Raw genomic sequence first — 19,790 nt, 5'->3', positions numbered from 1 at the left:
TGGCTTAGGAGTTAAACCATTTTGACGGAAATCCCATCCTGTTGCATCCGATTTTTCATGGTGCGCTTGGTGCGGTCGATCACCTCCCCCACCAGCTGGCCGCAGGCGGCGTCGATGTCGTCACCACGGGTCTTGCGCACGATGACGGTCAGGCCGTATTCCATCAGCACCTTGGAGAAACGGTCGATACGGCTGTTGCTCGGCTTGCCAAACGGGTTGCCCGGGAAGGGGTTGAACGGGATCAGGTTGATCTTGCAAGGGGTTTCCTTGAGGACCTTGGCCAGCTCATGGGCATGCTGCATGTCGTCGTTGATGTGGTCGAGCAGCACATACTCCACGGTCACCCGGCCGCCGTTGGCGTTGGACTTGGCCAGATAGCGGCGTACACCGGCAAGGAAGGACTCGATGTTGTACTTGTCGTTGATCGGCATGATCTCGGAACGCAACTGGTCGTTCGGCGCATGCAGGGAGATGGCCAGTGCCACGTCGATCTGGTCCCCCAGCATGTCCAGCGCCGGCACCACGCCGGAGGTGGAGAGAGTGACACGGCGCTTGGAGATGCTGAAGCCGAAGTCATCCATCATCAGCTTCATGGCAGGTACCACGTTGGCGAGGTTGAGCAGCGGCTCACCCATGCCCATCATCACCACGTTGGTGATGGGGCGCTTGCCACCCACCACTTTGGCGGCACGCCACACCTGGCCGATGATCTCGGAGACTTTCAGGTTGCGGTTGAACCCTTGCTGGGCGGTGGAGCAGAAGGTGCACGCCAGGGCGCAGCCCACCTGAGAGGAGACGCACAGGGTCGCGCGGTCCGCTTCCGGAATGTAGACGGTCTCCACCTCCTGATCGCCCACCTGCAGCGCCCATTTGATGGTGCCATCGGCGGAGCGCTGTTCACGGCTGATCTCGGGGGCACGGATCTCGGCAATCGCCTTGAGCCGCTCGCGCAGCGCCTTGTTGACGTTGCTCATCTGATCGAAATCATCACAACCGAAGTGATAGATCCACTTCATTATCTGGTCTGCCCGGAACGGCTTCTCGCCCAACTCGACGAAGAAGGCACGCATGGCATCCCGGTCGAGATCCAGCAGGTTGGTTTTTGTTTCGCTCATCAGGGGCCTCAGCTCACACACTTCATAAATTATCGGCTGACCTACGTCAGGGGGCGGCATTGTACAAATAATGGGTCTGGCTTTCCACCTGGAGAATAAGTGGATATTGGCTGGATGACCAAAAAACAAAAGGGAGCCGAAGCTCCCTTGGTCACCAGCAGACAACATCAGCCGCGCGGGCAGATCTCGTCGTCGGAGAAGAAGTAGGCGATTTCACGGGCGGCAGAGGCCGGGGCATCGGAGCCGTGGACGGCGTTGCGATCGATGCTCTCGGCGTAGCAGGCGCGCAGGGTGCCGGCCAGCGCCTCTTTCGGGTTGGTGGCGCCCATGATTTCACGGTGACGGCGGATGGCGTCTTCACCTTCCAGCACCTGTACCATGACGGGGCCAGAGGTCATGAAGCCAACCAGACCATCATAAAACGGCTTGCCCTGGTGCTCGGCGTAGAAACCGGCTGCCTGTTCGCTGGTCAGGTGCAGCATCTTGGCGGCAACCACTTTCAGACCGGCGCTTTCGAAACGGCTGTAAATGGCACCAATCAGGTTCTTGCTGACCGCATCCGGCTTGACGATGGAGAAGGTACGTTCGATAGCCATTGAGTTCTTTCCTTAACTACAGAGTTTTATTGTAGGAATCCATGTTCGGCGGCGATTATACGTAAACAAAAAACGAAATAACACACAAAAAGTCAACTTTTTGTTAAACAAAAGAATCCTTGAAACAACATGGTGACTCATCTTGTGCCAGGGCAGAGAGAAAAAATGTGCGCTTGCGCACGATCGGCATGCTAATGCCTCAAAACCGTATCAATTGCTCAGCAAAGCAGCACTGGAAAGGGCACCCTGAGGTGCCCTTGTGATGCCGTTCACTGACTCAGCGCGTCTCCGCCAGCAGGGTATGGGCGATGGTGCGCATCCCCAGGGTATTGGCCCCGGGCGCCCACAGACTGTCGCCGTTCTCGCTGAAGCAGGCGGCGAGATCGACATGCAGCCAGCCTCTTCCCTCATCAGGGACAAAGCGGGAGAGGAAGCCTGCCGCATTGGAGGCCCCCCCCGGTCCGCCGCCCGGCACGGGGCGGCTGTTGGCGGTGTCGGCATAGTGGGACGGGCACTGCTGGCGATGCCAGGGCTCCAGCGGCAGCGGCCATGCTGGCTCCTGCTCCGCATCCGAATAGGCCATGGCGCGGCTCACCAGCCCCTTGTCCAGTCCAAACAGGGCGTTGTAACGCCCCCCCAGCGCCATCACGGCCGCCCCGGTGAGGGTGGCAGCGTCGATGATGAGCGGCGCACCAGACTCGCCGGCCAGTTGCAAGCCGTCGGCCAGGATCAGACGCCCTTCGGCGTCGGTATTGACCACCTCCACCGTGGTGCCGTTCTTGTAGGTGAGGATGTCACCCAGCTTGTAGGCATGGCCGGATACCAGGTTCTCGGCGCAGCAGAGGATGAGCTTCACCCGCTTGTCGAGGCCACGCAGAATGGCCAGCGCCAGCGCGCCGGTGACGATGGCTGCGCCGCCCATGTCGTGTTTCATGGTCAGCATGCCCTGGGAGGTCTTCATGGAGTAGCCGCCGGAATCGAAGGTGATCCCCTTGCCCACCAGGGCGGCCGCTACCGGCGCCTTGGGATCCTTGCCCGGATTGAAATCCAGCTCCAGCATCACGGGCTCGCGGTCACTGCCACGACCCACTTGATAGAGACCGACCCAGCCCGCCTGTTGCAGCGCCTCTCCCTTGAGGATGCGATGGCTGATCCGGTCCGGTGCCAGCTCGGTGAGGAAGGCAGCGGCTTCGACCGCCAGCTCCAGCGGCCCCAGCTGCTCCGGAGTGGCGTTGGTCATCTCCCGCACCCAGCGCCCGCACAGCCAGCGCGCCTCCAGCTCCTCCCTGTCCTCCTCGGACGAAGTGGCCCACTGCAACCCCACTTCCGCCTTGGGCGTCTGCAGCCCCTGGGCAAAGGCCCACTGCTGCTCCCGCTCCCAGTGGCCAGCCAGGACCACCTGCTGGATCCCCTGGCTGCACAGGCGCCGCGCCGCCTGCTGGATATCCAGCAAGGGAGTGGCGCTCACCAGATGGATCACCATACCGTCGGCACGGTGGGATAGCAGTGCCCCCTCCCCCCACTCGGCCGGTGCAAACTCTCGGCTCAACCAGACGTTCATGCGCACACCTCCTGCAACCAGCGGGCAATCGTGCGAAGACCATGGCCCTTGGCCCCGGTCGCCCAGAGCTCATTGCCCGACTTCTGATAGGAAGCGGCCAGGTCCAGGTGCACCCAGCCCTTGCCTTCGTCACGGACGAAGCGCGACAGGAACGCCGCTGCCGTGGTGGCGCCGGCAGTACCTTCGGCGGATGCCACATTGCCCAGCTCGGCAAAGGCCGAGGTGAGCTGGCCTGCGTGCCAGGGTTCGAGCGGCAGCGGCCAGGCCTTCTCGTTTTCGGCGTTGGCGGCAGCCAGCGCGCGCACCTGCTCCGCCTCATCGAGAGCAAACACGGCATTGTAGTCGCGGCCCAGCGCGGTCTTGGCGGCGCCAGTCAGGGTGGCAGCGTCGAGGATGTAGGCAGCCCCGCTTTCGCTCGCGGCCAGCAGGCCGTCTGCCAGCACCAGGCGACCTTCCGCATCGGTGTTCTGGATCTCGACCGAGATGCCGTTGCGATAAGTGAGGATGTCGCCGAGCTTGAAGGCGTGGCCGGAGACCAGGTTCTCGGCGCAGCAGAGGATGAGCTTGACCCGCTTGTTCAGGCCACGGCTGATGGCCAGTGCCAGGGCGCCGGTCACCATGGCGGCGCCGCCCATGTCGGACTTCATCGGCAGCATGTTGTCGGAGGACTTCATGGAGTAGCCGCCGGAATCGAAGGTGATCCCCTTGCCCACCAGCGCCGCGACCACGGGGGCGTTGGCATCCCCGGTCGGGTTGTAGTCGAGCTCCAGCAGCACCGGCTCGCGCTCGCTGCCACGGCCCACCGACCAGATCCCGATATGACCCGATTCACGCAAGGCTTCGCCAGCGGTGATCCGGGCGGTCACCTTGTCACCGCCGAGGCTGCGAATGAGCAGCAGAGCGGACTCCGCCAGGCTCAGGGGGTAGATGGCTTCCGGGCAGCCGTTGGTCACCTCGCGCACCCAGTGGGTCGCCTTGAGCAGGGCGGCGAGTTCGGCCGCTTCCTGCTCGCTCTGTTCACCAAAATCGAGCTCGCGAACCCCCTTGGCGGCATAGAAGCCCTGGGCAAAGGCGTAACGACGCTCCCCATTCCACCCCTCGCCCACCAGCTTGATGCGCTTGATGCCGCTCGACTCGAGGCGTCTGGCCCCCCGCTGGATGGCGCGCAGCGCCTCCTTCTCCTGGCCAGCGGCCAGATGGAGATGGGCCTCGTCCCCGTTGAAACTGAGCAGGGCACCCTCGCCCCACTGGGCGGCGGCAGCCTGGGACGACAACCTTACGTTCATCATGTCAGCCATGTTCTCTTGCTTCCTTTTTATTGGCACTTTCATCAACGAATAGGGAAATCACGGGCACAAAAAAGGCCGCTCCCTCAAGGGTCACGGCCTTCACCATATCATTACTGCACCACGAGATGCTGCACGCGCAATTCACTCATGTGTAATTAAGGGGTCATCAGTGGCGCTCAGACGCCAGATTCAGGGTGTATTTGGGCAGTTCCACCACCAGATCCTCGTCCGCCAATCTGGCCTGGCAGCTGAGACGGGATTCCGGCTCCAACCCCCACGCCTTGTCCAGCATGTCGTCTTCCAGCTCGTCGCTCGGCTCGAGGGAGTCGAACCCTTCCCGCACCACGCAGTGACAGGTAGTACAAGCACAGGACTTCTCGCAAGCGTGCTCGATCTCGATGCCATTGCGCAGCGCGATGTCCAGAATGGTTTCACCGGTCGCGCCTTCGAGGGCTGCGCCGTCCGGACAGAGCTCGGGATGGGGCAGAATAATCAGTTTTGGCATATCACACCTTGTTGACGTTTTGTCCGGTCAGCACCTTGCGGATGGAGGCATCCATCCGGCGGGCTGCAAATTCGCCACTGGCAGCATCCGCTGCCTCGATGGCCTCTTTGATCTGGTTGGTGGTGCCCGTGCTGCGCATGGTCAGCAGATGGGCGATGGCGGCATCCAGCTCGGCCCGCTCGGCGGGGCTCAATAAGGCCTCGCCATCGGCGGCCAGGGCCGCGTTGAGACTCTCGACCACCCGGTCGGCCTCGACCTGTTGCTCCGCCAGCATGCGGGCGTCCATGTCCTGCTGGGCATTGGCGATGGAGGCGCTCAGCATGTTGAGGATGTCATCTTCCCCCAGCCCGTAGGAGGGCTTGACCTGGATCTCGGCCTGCACGCCAGAGGATTTTTCCATGGCGCTGACCGACAGCAGACCGTCCGCATCCACCTGGAAGGTAACGCGAATGTGGGCCGCCCCCGCCGCCATGGGCGGAATGCCGGTCAGGGTGAAGCGGGCCAGGGAGCGGCAATCGGCCACCAGCTCGCGCTCTCCCTGCACCACGTGGATGGCCATTGCGGTCTGGCCATCCTTGAAGGTGGTGAACTCCTGGGCGCGGGCCACCGGAATGGTGGTATTGCGCGGGATCACCTTCTCGGCAAGACCGCCCATGGTCTCTAACCCTAAGGAAAGCGGGATGACGTCCAGCAGCAGCATCTCGGCGTCGGGCTTGTTGCCCACCAGGATGTCGGCTTGGATGGCGGCACCGATGGCCACCACCTTGTCGGGGTCGATGCTGGTCAAGGGCGTTCGGCCGAAGAACTCGCCCACCCGCTCGCGCACCAGCGGCACCCGGGTCGAGCCGCCGACCATCACCACTTCCAGCACCTCTTCCTGCTCGAGACCCGCATCGCGCAGGGCGCGCCGACAGGCCTGCAGGGTGCGCTTGACCAGGGGCTGGATCAGCTCGTCAAACTGGCTGCGGGTGACGGTACCCTGCCAGCCGGCAAAGGTGCAGGCAACGGCATCGGCATCGGTGAGGCCGTGCTTGATGCTGGCCGCCGCATCCAGCAACTCGCGCTGGGTACGGGCATCGAGCTGACCGGACAACCCGGCTTGCTCTTTGAGCCAGTCCGCCAGCAGATGGTCGAAATCGTCACCACCGAGTGCCGAGTCGCCACCGGTGGCCATCACCTCAAACACCCCGCGATGCAGACGCAGGATGGAGATATCGAAGGTTCCGCCACCCAGGTCATAGACGGCGATCACCCCTTCCTGGCCGGAGTCGAGGCCATAGGCGATGGCCGCCGCGGTGGGCTCGTTCAGCAGGCGCAGCACGTGCAGACCGGCCAGTCTGGCCGCGTCCTTGGTACCCTGACGCTGGGCATCGTCAAAATAGGCGGGCACCGTGATGACCACGCCGTCGAGGTCTCCCCCGAGGGACGCGGCACCGCGCTCGGCCAGTTTTTTCAGGATCTCGGCAGAGACCTGCACCGGGTTGACCAGCCCCTGGCGGGTCCGCAACTGAGGCATACCCGTCTCGGTAGCTACGAACTCGTAAGGCTGCTGGCGGGTATCGATGTCGGCCAGCGCCTTGCCCATCATCCGCTTGACCGAGACGATGGTGTTGTGGGGATCGAGGGCCGCCTCACGCTTGGCATCGAAGCCAACCCGGATGGTATCGGCCTGGTAATGGACCACGGAAGGCAGCAGATCACGCCCCTGCTCGTCACAGAGGGTGTCGGCCTGGCCGCTGCGCACGGCGGCGACCAGGGAGTTGGTGGTGCCAAGATCGATGCCGACGGCACGTTTATGCTGGTGAGGCGCGGCGCTCTGGCCTGGCTCGGCAATTTGCAGTAATGCCATGGGTAATCACAATTCCTGCGTTAGAGGGTCAAGACTCGAACAGCGAGTCTTCGAATCGTTCCAGCTCCTCGAGGAGCTTGTCGACAAATTTGAGCTTGCGAACGCAATCCGCCGCCTGCAGATCCTCACCCCTGGTGAGAGAGTCGGTCAGCCGTTGCATCAACGCCTGGTGATCATGCCTGATCTCCTGGCGAAAATCCTTGATGGCCCCCTCAGGGTCGGCGTCGCCCTTGAGATCAGCCAGCCGCTCTCGCCACTCCAGCTGTTGCATCAGAAAGGCAGGATCTTGCAGTGTCTGCTGCTCGCCGCGAATATCGGTGCCCCGCAAGGAGAGCAGATACTCGGCTCGGCGCAAGGGGGCCTTGAGGGTGGTAAACGCATCGTTGATCTGGGCAGCACGCTGCACGGCAGCAAGCTGCTCCCGCTCGGGGGCTGTCGCAAAACGATCGGGATGGAACTGGGTCTGCAGCTGACGATAGGTGTCAGCCAGTTGGCGAGTATCGAGCTCGAAGCCCTCAGCCAGCCCGAACAGCTCGAAATGATTCATCCTTCGTCCTCAGACAATAGCGCTGGGAGTGCAACCACACTCGTCTTGAACTTGAAAGCAGTGGCATGGACTGGCGTCCACACCACTGTGTTGATGAGCAAGGTGTTGATCACAAGAGACTCGCCGCAACAGGGCTCACCCTTGGGGCTACGAGGCGTTGCAAACATGGGCGATCTGTCAATCGAACCACTTACACGCTGAAGCTTTCGCCACAACCACATTCGCCCTTGGCATTCGGGTTGTTGAACTGGAAGCCCTCGTTGAGGCCTTCCTTCACGAAGTCCAGCTCGGTGCCATCCAGGTGGATCAGGCTCTTGGCATCCACGATGATCTTGACGCCTTTCTGCTCAAATACCTGATCCTCGGCAGCCAGCTCATCCACGAACTCGAGCACATAGGCAAGGCCAGAACAGCCGGTCGTCTTGACGCCGAGGCGCAGGCCGATGCCCTTGCCCCGGTTGATCATGAAGGAGGAAACCCGCGCCGCTGCGGCATCTGTCATGGTTATGGCCATACTGCTCTCCGGACCTTAAAGACCTTTCTTCTGCTTGTAATCGGCGATGGCGGCCTTGATGGCATCCTCCGCCAGAATGGAGCAGTGGATCTTCACCGGCGGCAGCGCCAGCTCTTCGGCGATGTCGGTGTTCTTGATACCGGCCGCTTCGTCCAGGGTCTTGCCCTTGACCCACTCGGTCACCAGGGAGCTGGAGGCGATAGCGGAACCACAGCCGTAGGTCTTGAACTTGGCATCTTCGATGATGCCATCGTCGCTGATCTTCAGTTGCAGCTTCATGACGTCACCACAGGCCGGTGCACCGACCATGCCGGTGGCGACGCTGGGATCGTTCTTGTCAAAACCACCGACGTTGCGGGGATTCTCGTAGTGGTCGATTACTTTTTCACTGTAAGCCATATCTAACTCCTGCTAATTCCGTTGTTCACCAGACCCTTGCCATGCTGGCAAGGATCAGTGATGTGCCCATTCGACCGTGTTCAGATCGACGCCATCCTTGAACATCTCCCACAGGGGGGACATCTCGCGCAGACGACCGATGGAGTCGCAGATGAGCTTGATTGCGTAGTCGATCTCTTCTTCGGTGGTGAAGCGACCGATGCTGAAACGGATGGAGCTGTGTGCCAGCTCGTCGTTCAGACCCAGGGCGCGCAGCACGTAGGAAGGTTCCAGGCTGGCCGAGGTACAGGCAGAACCGGAAGAGACCGCCAGATCCTTTAGTGCCATGATGAGGGATTCCCCTTCCACATAGGCGAAGCTGACGTTCAGGTTACCCGGTACACGCTGATCCAGATCCCCGTTGATATAGACTTCTTCGATGTTCTTGATGCCATCCCACAGACGCTGGCGCAGGGCCATGATGTGCTGGCTCTCGCTCGCCATCTCTTCCTTGGCGATGCGGAAGGCTTCCCCCATGCCGACGATCTGGTGGGTTGCCAGGGTACCGGAGCGCATGCCGCGCTCATGGCCACCGCCGTGCATCTGGGCTTCCAGACGAACACGGGGCTTGCGGCGCACATATAAGGCACCAATCCCTTTCGGGCCGTATACCTTGTGGGCGGACATGGAGAGCAGATCAACCTTGAGTGCTTCCACGTCGACCGGGATCTTGCCCACGCTCTGGACGGCGTCCACGTGCAGCAGGATCTTGCGGGAACGGCACAGCTCGCCGATGGCAGCGATGTCTTGCACCACTCCGATCTCGTTGTTGGCGTGCATGATGCTGACCAGGATGGTGTCATCACGCAGGGCGCCTTCGATCTGCTCAAGGGTGAACAGGCCGTTGGGCATGGGCTCGAGGTAGGTCACCTCATAGCCTTCCCGCTCAAGTTGGCGGCAGGTATCCAGCACGGCTTTGTGCTCGGTCTTGGAGGTGACGATGTGCTTGCCCTTGCCGGCGTAGAAATGGGCGACGCCCTTGATGGCCAGGTTGTTTGACTCGGTCGCACCGGAGGTAAAGACGATCTCGCGCGGATCCGCGCCGATCAGCTCTGCCACTTGATTACGGGCCAGATCCACCGCCTCTTCGGCCTGCCAGCCGAAACGGTGGGAACGGGAGGCTGGGTTGCCGAACAGGCCGTCCATGGTGAGGCACTGCATCATTTTTTCTGCGACACGCGGGTCCACCGGACAGGTTGCCGAATAATCAAGGTAAATAGGCAGTTTCATCTTTTTCTCCGTTACGACGGGGTCACACAGCGACTCGTCGTGGAAAGCACGTTTATAGTTGGACTTTCAAGCTCACATCACCGCGTTCGGCCCGATCAACCAGGGACAACACGGTCTTCATTTGTTCATCTTGCTTGCCGGCGATACGGCGCACATCGGCCTGACCAACCAGCTCGGCCAGGGTGATATCCCCCAGGAAACTGGAGATGCGTTCGCTCAGATCCCGCCACAAGGAGTGGGTCAGGCACTGGGTACCACCGTGGCAGCCCCCTTTGCCGAGGCACTTGGTCGCATCGACCGATTCATCGACCGCGGTGATCACCTGACCGACCGAAATCTCGCCAGGGGCCAGACCGAGGCGATAGCCGCCACCGGGGCCACGTACGCTGCTCACCAGACCATGCTTGCGCAGACGGGCAAACAGTTGTTCCAGATAGGACAAGGAGATGCCCTGGCGCTCTGAAATATCAGCCAGGGGCACGGGCCCCTGCTCTGCATGCAACGCCACGTCGAGCATGGCTGTCACCGCGTAACGTCCTTTTGAGGTCAGTCTCATATGCCTTACCGTCTTGCGAACCAATCAATATGTGGCATATGGTCACATACCCGACTAAATCAGTCAAGTATATGCTTGAGTAAATCAGTCGGGATTAATCCTGTGCCCTGGACTTCTGGACAGAGGTGAGAATGCCCCGCAGGATGTTCAACTCCACCGCTTCGGGTCTGGCCCGATTGAACAGACGACGCAGTTTGCTCATCACATGGCCTGGATGGTCATCGGCAATGAACCCCGTCTTTTGCAGCGTCTGCTCCAGATGCTGATAAAACCCTTCCAGTTGCTGGGCGCTGGGGTACTCGACCCGCTCATCCTCCGGGGCCGAATGCTCCTGGTTCTGTACTTCCAGCCAGCGCATCCGCACCTCGTAACAAAGGGTCTGCACTGCCATGGCCAGATTGAGGGAGCTGTATTCTGGATTGGCGGGAATGGCCACATGGAAGTGGCATTTTTGCAGTTCGTCATTGGTGAGGCCGGTACGTTCACGGCCAAACACCAACGCGACCGGGTGCTCCATGCCCTCGGCAACCAGCTTCTCGCCCGCTTCACGGGGATCCAGCATGGGCCAACTCAAGGTGCGGGAACGGGCACTGGTGCCGATGACCAGACCACAGTCGGCAATGGCTTCATCCAGGGTCGGCACGATTCGGGCGCGAGACAGGATATCGTTCGCCCCCGCCGCCAAGGCGACGGCCTCCTCATCCGGCTGGGCCTGGGGATCGACCAACACCAGTTGAGTCAGCCCCATGGTCTTCATGGCCCGCGCCGCGGATCCCATGTTGCCGGTGTGAGAGGTGTTTACCAACACGATACGAATCTGATCCAACATGCCCAGTCAATCTTCAGTCAAAAATGGCGCGCAATTGTAACATAACCAATCGCTATTTTGGCACCGCTTCCGACCAGGCATTTCTGCACAAACAGACAGATGATACATCCCCACCCTGCGTGGTCACGCTGACAGTGGGGTACTGCGGCTCAGGTTCACCTGTTCCGCAGCACTCGGGCAAGAAAACGGCTCAGCCCATTGTCGCGGCAGTGGGCACGTGCGTCTCGCGGGCCCGCTCGATAAAGGTCGCCAGATCCATCAGGGGGAATTTCATCAATCCCAGCCCGTCCAGATCCAGGCTGTCCATCAAATTTTTCACCTCCAGGCCCAGCTCGGTATCCCCCTCTATCTTCAGCCGACGCTGGAAGAAGAGGGAATCCGGGTCTTCACGGCGCCCGGCGATCAGAACAAGATCCTGGCTATTGCCGCTGAAACAGACATCGGCATGCTCACACTTCCTTGCCACCACCAATTTTCCCTCCTGCTCGCTGATAAACCAGCATAGCCCCAGATCGCTGACTTCCACTTTCAGCCACTTGCCCGCAAGAAACGCAAATTCCCCCTCTTCGATGGCCTCCCGGAATACCCTGCCCAGCAGGGCCTCCATCAGGTTTTGTTGCAAAGGGAAGGGCACCAGCTTGAGGGGGTGGCGCAAGAGACGGGGTGCCTGTTCGACCAGGCGACGTTGCAGATGTTGAAACACGATAAACTCCCAGTTTTTTGCGCATTCAAGCACAGCCCCTTCGGCAAGATCCTGTTGAAAATCAAACTTGTGCCCACTTACCTCAAGAAGGGTAAAGCCACCTAAAGCTGCCTCAGGTCAAAAAGCGGGAGGGCAAGCATGAATACAATCGGGCCACTTTTGCATTTTTGCCCTCTCGGAGCGTACCCGATGGAATTACTCTGCCCGGCAGGCAGCCTGCCGGCACTGAAGACAGCCGTGGATAACGGGGCCGATGCGGTCTACATCGGCTTCAAGGATGACACCAATGCCCGCCACTTCGCCGGGCTCAACTTCACCGACAGCAAGCTGGAAAGAGCGGTTGACTATGTCCACCAGCATGGCCGCAAGCTGCACATCGCCATCAATACCTTCGCCCACCCGGGCTCCGACGCCCGCTGGAAGCAGGCCGTGGACAAAGGGGTGGCGCTCGGTGCCGATGCCCTGATCATCGCCGATCTCGCCGTGCTCGATTATGCCAGCCGCCGCCATCCCGACATGGAGCTGCATGTCTCGGTCCAGGCCAGCGCCACCAACGCCGCCGCCATCCGCTTCTACCAGCAGCACTTCAACGTCGGCCGGGTGGTGCTGCCGAGGGTGCTCTCCATGCATCAGGTCAGGCAGCTTGCCCGCGAGACCGACGTCGGCCTCGAGGTGTTCGCCTTCGGCAGCCTCTGCATCATGGCGGAGGGGCGCTGCTACCTCTCCTCCTACATGACCGGCGAGAGCCCCAACACCGTCGGCGCCTGCTCACCGGCCAAGTTCGTGCGCTGGGAAGAGACCCCGAGCGGCCTCGAATCCCGACTCAACGAGGTGCTGATCGATCGTTACGGCCCGGGGGAAAACGCCGGCTACCCGACCCTGTGCAAGGGGCGCTTCGAGGTGGATGGCCAGACCTATCACGCGCTGGAGGAGCCCACCAGCCTCAACACCCTCGGCCTCCTGCCCGAGCTGTTCCAGACCGGCATCCAGTCAGTCAAGATTGAAGGACGCCAGCGCAGCCCCGCCTATGTGGAGCAGGTGACCCGGGTCTGGCGCGCCGCCATCGACGCCTATCAGGCCAACCCCGAGGCCTATCAGGTCAAGGCTGAGTGGGATGCCCAGCTCGCCCGCGTCTCCGAGGGGAGCCAGACCACCCTCGGTGCCTATCATCGCCAGTGGCAATAAGGAGCCCTGTTCATGAAATTCTCTCTCGGCCCCCTGCTCTTCTACTGGCCCAAGGCCGACACCCAGGCCTTCTATCAGGCGGTGGCCGCCAGCCAGGCCGACATCGTCTATCTGGGGGAAACCGTCTGCAGCAAGCGGCGCGAACTGAAAGTGGATGACTGGATTGCCCTCGCCCGTCAGGTGACCGCCTCGGGCAGGCAGGCGGTGCTCTCCACGCTGGCGCTGATCTCTGCCCCCTCCGAGCTCAAGGAGGTCAAGCGACTGATCGACAACGGCGAGCTGATGATCGAGGCCAACGATCTGGGGGCCGTCCAGCTCGCCAGTGAAGCCGGGCTGCCGTTCGTCTGCGGCCCCGCCATCAACGCCTACAACGCCGACGTGCTGCGCATGCTGCTTAAACAGGGGATGCAGCGCTGGGTGATGCCGGTGGAGCTCTCCCGCGACTGGCTGATGCAGCTCAATCAGGATCTGGGCAGGGAGCGCCAGCAGTTCGAGGTTGAGGTGTTCGCCTATGGTCATCTGCCGCTCGCCTACTCGGCACGCTGCTTCACCGCCCGCTCCCTCGACCGGCCCAAGGACAACTGCGAACTGGCCTGCATCGACTACCCCACCGGGCGACTTGCCAGCAGTCGCGAGGGGCAGAAGGTGTTCAACCTCAACGGCATCCAGACCCAGTCCGGTTACTGCTACAACCTGGGTAACGAGCTCAAGGGGATGGAGGGCCTGGTGGATGTGGTGCGCCTCTCTCCCGAAGGCATGGAGACCCTGACGATGCTGGAGCGCTTCAAGGCCAACGAACAGGGGATGGCCCCCCTGCCCCTGCTGCAGGAGCGGGACTGCAACGGTTACTGGCGCCAGATCCCCGGCATGAGCCTGGTGGAGTAGCGGCACACCCCGTGTCACCAGACAGCAAAAAGGCCTCGTCAAGAGGCCTTTTTCATGGGGATCAAACCCGTTTAGTCACGCTTTGCCGCTCTTGCCCTGGGCTCCGGGTGGCTGGGGCTTGCGCGCCATCAGTTCCAGCTCCAGCAAGGCATAGCGATGCTCGATGAAGTCATAGACGTTGTTGGCCAGCGCCAGCTTGAAGTAGCTGATGGCTTCCTTGCGGTTACCCTTGGCCAGCTCGAACTTGCCGAGGTAGAAGTAGGTCTCGCACAGGCGCTCGGCGAGCTCCCTGTTGTCCTTGACCCCTTTCACCACGTTGCTCATCAACTGGGTGGCATTGATGTCGCCCGTATAGAGGCGCACCAGATCCCAGTTCCAGGCGTCGTCGTCATACTTGTTGAGCCGCTCGCGCATCCGGCTCATGGCCGCCGGTCCGTTGAGCTTCTGCTCGGCCAGATAGAGCCAGATCACCCGATAAGGGTCTTCCGGTTGCGCCTCGTAGAAGCGCTTCATATCCGCCGCGGCAAGCTCGGGGCGATTGCCGTAATAGAGCGCGATTCCCCGGTTGAGATAGGCGTAGTCGTAATCCGGGGCGAGCTCCAGGGCGGAGTCGAACGCCTCATAGGCCTCGTCGTAGTTCTGCTGTTGAACCAGATAGACACCGATGAAGTTGTAGGCCTCGGCAAAATCCGGCTTCTCCCGCAGGGCGCGGTTGAAGTCGAGTCGCGCCAGGGAACGCAAGCCCACCCGGTCAAACACCACGGCACGCTCATAGAAGAGTTCTGCCCGCTGTTCGGTCGTCAATTCCATTTCACTGAGCATCTGCCCGAGTCGCGCCAACGCCAACTCGCTCTGGTAGGAGACCTGCAAGGGGGTCGCCAATACCAGTGAAGCGGGTTGCGGCTTGGGAACTTGAGGCGCTTTTACCTGACTGCTACTGCTGCAACCCCACAAGGGGAGCAACAACAGGATACCCGTGAGGTATCCAATCCCTATCCTGACGTTCAATGAACACTCCGACGCTTACGCTTGACCCCGCATATGGTAAAGATCACGGGGCCGTTTGTCATGTGGCGCAGCCCCTCTCCCTCAAATAAATCAGGATTCGACAGGGTATCCGGCATCGCTCCAGCCGCGAAAGCCTCCATCGACGCTGACGACCCGGGAATAACCCATCTTCTGCAGGTTATCCGCCACCAGGATGGAGCGAAATCCCCCACCACAATAGAGGTAGAGTTCGGTGTCGGGATCCGGATACCGGGTCTCGATGTCACGCTCGATCACCCCACGCCCGAGATAGGTGGCCCCCGGCAGATGGCCCCTGGCCCACTCGCTCTCTTCGCGCACGTCGATCAGATGAAATGCTCGGCCCTCATCCTGCCAGCGCTTGATCTGGTGCACATCGGTTTCCTGCACCTGCGGGCGGATGGCCTCTACCAGGGCCAGAAAACGGGGATTGTGTTGCATGGGCTTGCTCCTTGCTTTGGGTAATGGATGCTGGGTTGTGGGGAGCATCATGACTCACCCCGGCCACAAGAGAAAGGGCGCCTTGCGGCGCCCTTTTCTGTTACGGCAGGATCTCTTGCTGATCCGCGCCCTCTTTTTCCACCTGGGTCGGCAGCATGTGCTCCCGCTTGATCCCGAGGAACATGGCTGAGGCGCTCGCCACATAGATGGAGGAGTAGGTCCCGAAGGCCACCCCGATCACCATGGCGATGGAGAAACCGTGGATCAGAGGCCCGCCTTTGAGCAGCAGCGCCACCACCACCACGAAGGTCAACCCCGAGGTGATGATGGTCCGGCTCAGGGTCTCGGTCATGGAGAGATCCATGATCTCCGCGGTGTCCCCACGGCGTACCTTGCGGAAATTCTCCCGCACCCGGTCGAACACGACGATGGTGTCGTTCAGGGAGTACCCCACCAGCGTCATCAGCGCCGCCAGCACGGTCAGGTCGAACTCGAACTGGAAGTAGGCAAAGATGCCGAGGGTGATGATCACGTCGTGAGCCAGGGAGAGGATGCCCCCCGTGGCCAGACGCCACTCGAAGCGCACCGCCACGTAGATCAGGATACAGATGATGGAGGCCAGCATGGCCAGGGCACCGTCGGTGGCCAGCTCGTCACCCACGGAGGGACCGACGAACTCGACACGCTTGAGCACGGCGCTCTCGTCGACCAACTTGGCGGCCGCCAGGACCTCGTTGCCCTGCTGCTCGACCTTGACGCCCTCTTGCGGGGCCATGCGCACCAGCACATCACGGCTGGAGCCGAAGAACTGCAGGGTCGCCCCGTCAATCTTCTGCTGATCCAGCGCCTCGTGCATCTTGTCCAGGCTCACCGACTGCTGGAACCCCACCTCGATGGTGGTACCGCCGGTGAAGTCCAGCCCCCAGTTCAGGCCACGATCGTACAGAACGTAGAGGGCGAGCACCGTTACCAGAGCAGAGAGGACCATACCCAGCTTGGCGAAACGCATGAAGGGGATGGGCTTTTCAAAATGTAGAATTTGAAACATGTCTCTTCCTTAGATCGGCAGCTTGTCGATGCGCCGTCCACCCCAGGCCAGGTTGATGATGGCGCGGGATACCGTGATGGCAGTGAACATGGACGCCGTCAGGCCGATCCCGAGGGTCAGGGCGAAGCCCTTGATGGCACCGGTACCGATACCGAACAGGATCACGCAGGTGATGAGCGAGGTGATGTTGGAGTCGGCGATGGTGGAGAAGGCGCGGTCAAAGCCCAGGTGAATGGCTTGCTGCACCCCGCGACCATTGCGGATCTCTTCACGAATACGCTCGTAGATCAGTACGTTCGCATCCACCGCCATCCCCAGCGTCAACACGATACCGGCGATGCCCGGCAGGGTCATGGTGGCCCCCGGGATCATCGACATGATACCGACGATGAGCACCAGGTTCATGGTCAGCGCCAGATTGGCCACCCAGCCGAAGGCACGGTAGTAGATCCCCATGAAGAGCACGATCACCAGCATGGCCCAGCCGATGGCTTCCATCCCGCTGTCGATGTTCTGCTGACCCAGGCTCGGGCCTATGGTGCGCTCTTCGACGATCTGAATGGGGGCAATCAGGGCACCGGCACGCAGCAGCAGCGCCAGGTTGTGGGCTTCGTTGGCGTTGTCGATCCCGGTGATGCGGAACTGGCTACCCAGGCGAGACTGGATGGTGGCGACGTTGATCACCTCCTCCTGCTTGCGGAACTTGCGCTTGCCGTCCGGACCAGGCTGACCCACCGGCTTGTACTCGATGAAGACGGTCGCCATGCCCTTGCCAACGTTGTCCTTGGTAAAGTTGGCCATCTTGTTGCCACCCTGACCATCGAGCTTGATGTTGACCTGGGGACGGCTGTATTCATCGAAACCGGACTGGGCACCCACGATGTGGTCACCGGTCAGGATCACGCGCTTTTGCAGTACCACGGGACGACCGTTGCGATCGTTGTAGACCTTGGAGCTCGGCGGCACGCGGCCTGCGGCAGCGGCCTGGATATCGGCAGCCTCATCGACCATGTGGAACTCCAGGGTCGCGGTGGCACCCAGGATCTCCTTGGCACGGGCGGTGTCCTGGATCCCCGGCAACTCGACGATGATACGCTCACCGCCCTGCTGCTGGACCAGCGGCTCGGCCACACCCAGTTCGTTCACCCGGTTGCGGATGATGGTGATGTTCTGCTCGAGGGCATACTTCTTCACCTCTTTGACCTTGGCTTCGCTCAGAGTGGCCAGCAGGATGAAGTCATCCCCTTTCTGGTCGGTGGTGAAGACAAGATCCGCATTCTGGCGACGCAGGAAGGAGAGTGCCTTGGCCTGATCGGCCTCGTCACGGAAGACCACCTGCACCTGATCCCCGACCCGGCGTACACCGGAGTAGCGGATCTTCTGGGTGCGCAGCTCGGCGCGGAAATCCTGCACCATCTGTTCCTGCTGCTTGGCCAGCGCTTCGGCCATGTCCACTTCCATCAGGAAGTGCACACCGCCCCGCAGGTCAAGACCGAGCTTCAGGGGCGCCGCGCCGATGGCCTCAAGCCAGGCGGGGGTCGACGGTGCCAGGTTGAGGGCGGTGATGAAATTGTCGCCCAGCTTGTTGGCCACGATGTCGCGCGCCTTGAGCTGGTCTTCGGTGTTGTTGAAACGGATCAGGATGAAGCCGTGCTCGAACGCCGCATGCTTGACCGGGATCTTCGCCTCGTCGAGGGTTTCCTTCACCTGATCGAGGGTTTCTAGTTTGACTTCGGCACCACGGCTGGCAGAGACCTGCAAGGCCGGGTCTTCGCCGTAAAGATTGGGGGCTGCATATAGAAAACCGATGGCGATCACGACGATCACCATCAGGTATTTCCACAGCGGATAGCGATTTAACACGCTGTGCTCCTCGGGAGATTAGAGGGACTGGATAGAACCCTTGGGCAGAACGGCAGAGACGAAGTCACGCTTGATGGTGACCTGGGTCTGATCGTTCAGGGCCAGCACAATGTAGTCGCTGTCGGCGGAAACCTTGGCGATCTTGCCGACCAGGCCACCGGAAGTGAGCACTTCGTCGCCCTTGGAGAGGGAGCTCATCAGATTGCGATGCTCCTTGGCACGCTTGGCCTGGGGACGGTAGATCATGAAGTAGAAGATGAGACCGAACACGGCCAGCATGATGATCATTTCCATGCCACCACCCTGTGCTGCCGGAGCCGCGCCTTCTGCATACGCCTTGGAGATAATGCTCATTTAACAACCTCTTATTGATGTAGATTTGAATACTAACTTATATGTCGTTGTTATTTCACGTCATTTTCAGCCAGTGGAGGCACAGGCTTCCCTTGCCGACGGTAAAACTCAGTTACAAAGTCGTCTAATTTACCCTGCTCGATCGCGTCCCGCAAACCCTGCATCACGCGCTGGTAATAACGCAGGTTGTGGATGGTATTCAGACGGGCACCGAGGATCTCGTTGCACTTGTCCAGATGGTACAGATAGCTGCGGGTGTAGTTCTTGCAGGTGTAGCAATCGCAGTCCGCATCCAGGGTGCTGGTGTCTTCCCGGTACTTGGCGTTGCGGATCTTGACCACGCCATCGGTGGTAAAGAGATGACCGTTGCGGGCGTTGCGGGTCGGCATCACGCAGTCGAACATGTCGATACCGCGGCGCACCCCTTCCACCAGATCCTCCGGCTTGCCCACCCCCATCAGGTAGCGCGGCTTGTCGGCCGGAATTTTCGGGCAGACATGGTCAAGGATGCGATGCATGTCCTCTTTGGGCTCACCCACGGCAAGACCGCCGACCGCGTAACCGTCGAAGCCGATCTCAAGGAGACCGTCCAGCGACACATCCCGCAGCGGTTCGTAGACAGAACCCTGGATGATGCCGAACAGGGCGTTCTTGTTGCCGAGTGCATCGAACTTGTCACGGGAACGCTTGGCCCAGCGCAGGGACATCTCCATGGACTTGCGCGCTTCCTCGTAAGTGGCCGGGTACGGGGTGCACTCGTCGAAGATCATCACGATGTCGGAACCCAGATCGTACTGGATCTCCATGGACTTCTCGGGGTCGAGGAAGATCTTCTCGCCGTTGATGGGATGACGGAAGTGCACCCCCTCCTCGGTGATCTTGCGGATGTGCCCCAGACTGAACACCTGGAAACCACCGGAGTCGGTCAGGATGGGCCCCTGCCAGTTCATGAAGTCGTGCAGATCGCCGTGGGCGCGCATCACTTCCTGACCCGGGCGCAGCCAGAGGTGGAAGGTGTTGCCAAGCAGGATCTGGGCACCGGTCTCACGCACCTCTTCCGGTGTCATCCCCTTGACGGTGCCGTAGGTGCCGACCGGCATGAAGGCCGGGGTCTGGACCACACCACGCTCGAACACCAGTTGACCGCGACGGGCACGCCCATCGGTGGTTTTCAATTCAAATTTCATTGCTACCTCTATTCAGTCAGAGAAACAGTCTGACAACAAAGGGCCCGAGGGGCCCGGTAATATGAAGCC

At 61.0% G+C, this 19,790-nt stretch carries 21 protein-coding genes; 2 read left to right on the top strand and 19 right to left on the bottom strand.

All coding sequences use genetic code 11. The annotated features are described in order from the left end of the window. Positions 1–11: 11 nt before the first annotated feature. From C2U30_RS01230 to ubiT, 13 genes are all read right to left on the bottom strand, one after another. Positions 12–1,115, bottom strand: a complete 1,104-nt coding sequence (locus C2U30_RS01230; protein WP_041213014.1) for a bifunctional tRNA (adenosine(37)-C2)-methyltransferase TrmG/ribosomal RNA large subunit methyltransferase RlmN — start codon at positions 1,113–1,115, stop codon at positions 12–14. A gap of 167 nt (positions 1,116–1,282) precedes the next feature. Further along, complete coding sequence (ndk, locus tag C2U30_RS01225; RefSeq protein ID WP_010675053.1) at positions 1,283–1,711, bottom strand: nucleoside-diphosphate kinase; 429 nt, start codon at positions 1,709–1,711, stop codon at positions 1,283–1,285. A 277-nt stretch (positions 1,712–1,988) separates the two neighbouring features. Further along, positions 1,989–3,272, bottom strand: coding sequence for an aminopeptidase PepB (pepB, locus tag C2U30_RS01220; RefSeq protein ID WP_041213015.1), 1,284 nt, complete (start codon positions 3,270–3,272; stop codon positions 1,989–1,991). Further along, positions 3,269–4,570 (bottom strand): aminopeptidase PepB, encoded by a 1,302-nt coding sequence (pepB, locus tag C2U30_RS01215; RefSeq protein ID WP_103242992.1) that lies wholly within the window; start codon positions 4,568–4,570, stop codon positions 3,269–3,271. The genes pepB (C2U30_RS01220) and pepB (C2U30_RS01215) overlap by 4 nt, the downstream gene beginning before the upstream one ends. 157 nt (positions 4,571–4,727) lie before the next feature. Then, positions 4,728–5,066: an ISC system 2Fe-2S type ferredoxin gene (gene fdx, locus C2U30_RS01210; RefSeq protein WP_005299781.1), complete on the bottom strand. Its 339-nt coding sequence runs from the start codon at positions 5,064–5,066 to the stop codon at positions 4,728–4,730. Between the two features lies 1 nt (position 5,067). Beyond that, positions 5,068–6,915, bottom strand: a complete 1,848-nt coding sequence (gene hscA / locus C2U30_RS01205; protein ID WP_069785159.1) for a Fe-S protein assembly chaperone HscA — start codon at positions 6,913–6,915, stop codon at positions 5,068–5,070. Between the two features lie 28 nt (positions 6,916–6,943). Continuing rightward, complete coding sequence (gene hscB, locus C2U30_RS01200) at positions 6,944–7,462, bottom strand: co-chaperone HscB (protein ID WP_010675057.1); 519 nt, start codon at positions 7,460–7,462, stop codon at positions 6,944–6,946. A gap of 190 nt (positions 7,463–7,652) precedes the next feature. Further along, positions 7,653–7,976, bottom strand: a complete 324-nt coding sequence (iscA, locus tag C2U30_RS01195; protein ID WP_010675058.1) for an iron-sulfur cluster assembly protein IscA — start codon at positions 7,974–7,976, stop codon at positions 7,653–7,655. A 15-nt stretch (positions 7,977–7,991) separates the two neighbouring features. Continuing rightward, complete coding sequence (gene iscU / locus C2U30_RS01190; protein WP_010675059.1) at positions 7,992–8,375, bottom strand: Fe-S cluster assembly scaffold IscU; 384 nt, start codon at positions 8,373–8,375, stop codon at positions 7,992–7,994. A 54-nt stretch (positions 8,376–8,429) separates the two neighbouring features. Beyond that, positions 8,430–9,644, bottom strand: a complete 1,215-nt coding sequence (locus C2U30_RS01185; protein ID WP_045524428.1) for an IscS subfamily cysteine desulfurase — start codon at positions 9,642–9,644, stop codon at positions 8,430–8,432. Positions 9,645–9,696: 52 nt separating this feature from the next. Beyond that, entirely contained in the window at positions 9,697–10,200 is a 504-nt protein-coding gene (iscR, locus tag C2U30_RS01180; protein WP_025327241.1) for a Fe-S cluster assembly transcriptional regulator IscR, read from the bottom strand. A 94-nt stretch (positions 10,201–10,294) separates the two neighbouring features. After that, the gene (gene trmJ, locus C2U30_RS01175; protein ID WP_103242991.1) at positions 10,295–11,029 is read right to left on the bottom strand and encodes a tRNA (cytosine(32)/uridine(32)-2'-O)-methyltransferase TrmJ; all 735 of its coding nucleotides are present in this window, start codon (positions 11,027–11,029) and stop codon (positions 10,295–10,297) included. Between the two features lie 190 nt (positions 11,030–11,219). Next, positions 11,220–11,732, bottom strand: coding sequence for a ubiquinone anaerobic biosynthesis accessory factor UbiT (gene ubiT / locus C2U30_RS01170; protein WP_103244618.1), 513 nt, complete (start codon positions 11,730–11,732; stop codon positions 11,220–11,222). Between the two features lie 189 nt (positions 11,733–11,921). Between ubiT and ubiU the strand changes: the two genes are divergently transcribed. Continuing rightward, the gene (gene ubiU / locus C2U30_RS01165) at positions 11,922–12,917 is read left to right on the top strand and encodes a ubiquinone anaerobic biosynthesis protein UbiU (RefSeq protein WP_010675064.1); all 996 of its coding nucleotides are present in this window, start codon (positions 11,922–11,924) and stop codon (positions 12,915–12,917) included. Positions 12,918–12,929: 12 nt separating this feature from the next. Continuing rightward, positions 12,930–13,802: a U32 family peptidase gene (locus C2U30_RS01160; protein ID WP_103242990.1), complete on the top strand. Its 873-nt coding sequence runs from the start codon at positions 12,930–12,932 to the stop codon at positions 13,800–13,802. A 75-nt stretch (positions 13,803–13,877) separates the two neighbouring features. Here C2U30_RS01160 and nlpI read toward each other — a convergent pair whose 3' ends face one another. The 6 genes from nlpI to tgt form a co-directional block, all read right to left on the bottom strand. After that, positions 13,878–14,810, bottom strand: coding sequence for a lipoprotein NlpI (nlpI, locus tag C2U30_RS01155; RefSeq protein WP_280520777.1), 933 nt, complete (start codon positions 14,808–14,810; stop codon positions 13,878–13,880). A 90-nt stretch (positions 14,811–14,900) separates the two neighbouring features. Next, positions 14,901–15,269, bottom strand: a complete 369-nt coding sequence (locus C2U30_RS01150; protein ID WP_039038735.1) for a rhodanese-like domain-containing protein — start codon at positions 15,267–15,269, stop codon at positions 14,901–14,903. A gap of 100 nt (positions 15,270–15,369) precedes the next feature. Beyond that, positions 15,370–16,317, bottom strand: a complete 948-nt coding sequence (secF, locus tag C2U30_RS01145; RefSeq protein WP_103242989.1) for a protein translocase subunit SecF — start codon at positions 16,315–16,317, stop codon at positions 15,370–15,372. Positions 16,318–16,326: 9 nt separating this feature from the next. Then, positions 16,327–18,180 (bottom strand): protein translocase subunit SecD, encoded by a 1,854-nt coding sequence (gene secD / locus C2U30_RS01140; RefSeq protein ID WP_103242988.1) that lies wholly within the window; start codon positions 18,178–18,180, stop codon positions 16,327–16,329. Between the two features lie 18 nt (positions 18,181–18,198). Beyond that, complete coding sequence (gene yajC / locus C2U30_RS01135; protein WP_010675070.1) at positions 18,199–18,534, bottom strand: preprotein translocase subunit YajC; 336 nt, start codon at positions 18,532–18,534, stop codon at positions 18,199–18,201. Positions 18,535–18,584: 50 nt separating this feature from the next. Then, complete coding sequence (gene tgt, locus C2U30_RS01130; protein WP_010675071.1) at positions 18,585–19,721, bottom strand: tRNA guanosine(34) transglycosylase Tgt; 1,137 nt, start codon at positions 19,719–19,721, stop codon at positions 18,585–18,587. Between the last annotated feature and the right edge of the window lie 69 nt (positions 19,722–19,790).

Origin of the sequence: Aeromonas sp. ASNIH5 (genome assembly GCF_002902865.1) — a bacterium.
Lineage (GTDB): Bacteria > Pseudomonadota > Gammaproteobacteria > Enterobacterales > Aeromonadaceae > Aeromonas > Aeromonas caviae.
Note: the sequence above shows the minus strand (reverse complement) of the source record. Positions and strands in the feature narration are given on the sequence as shown.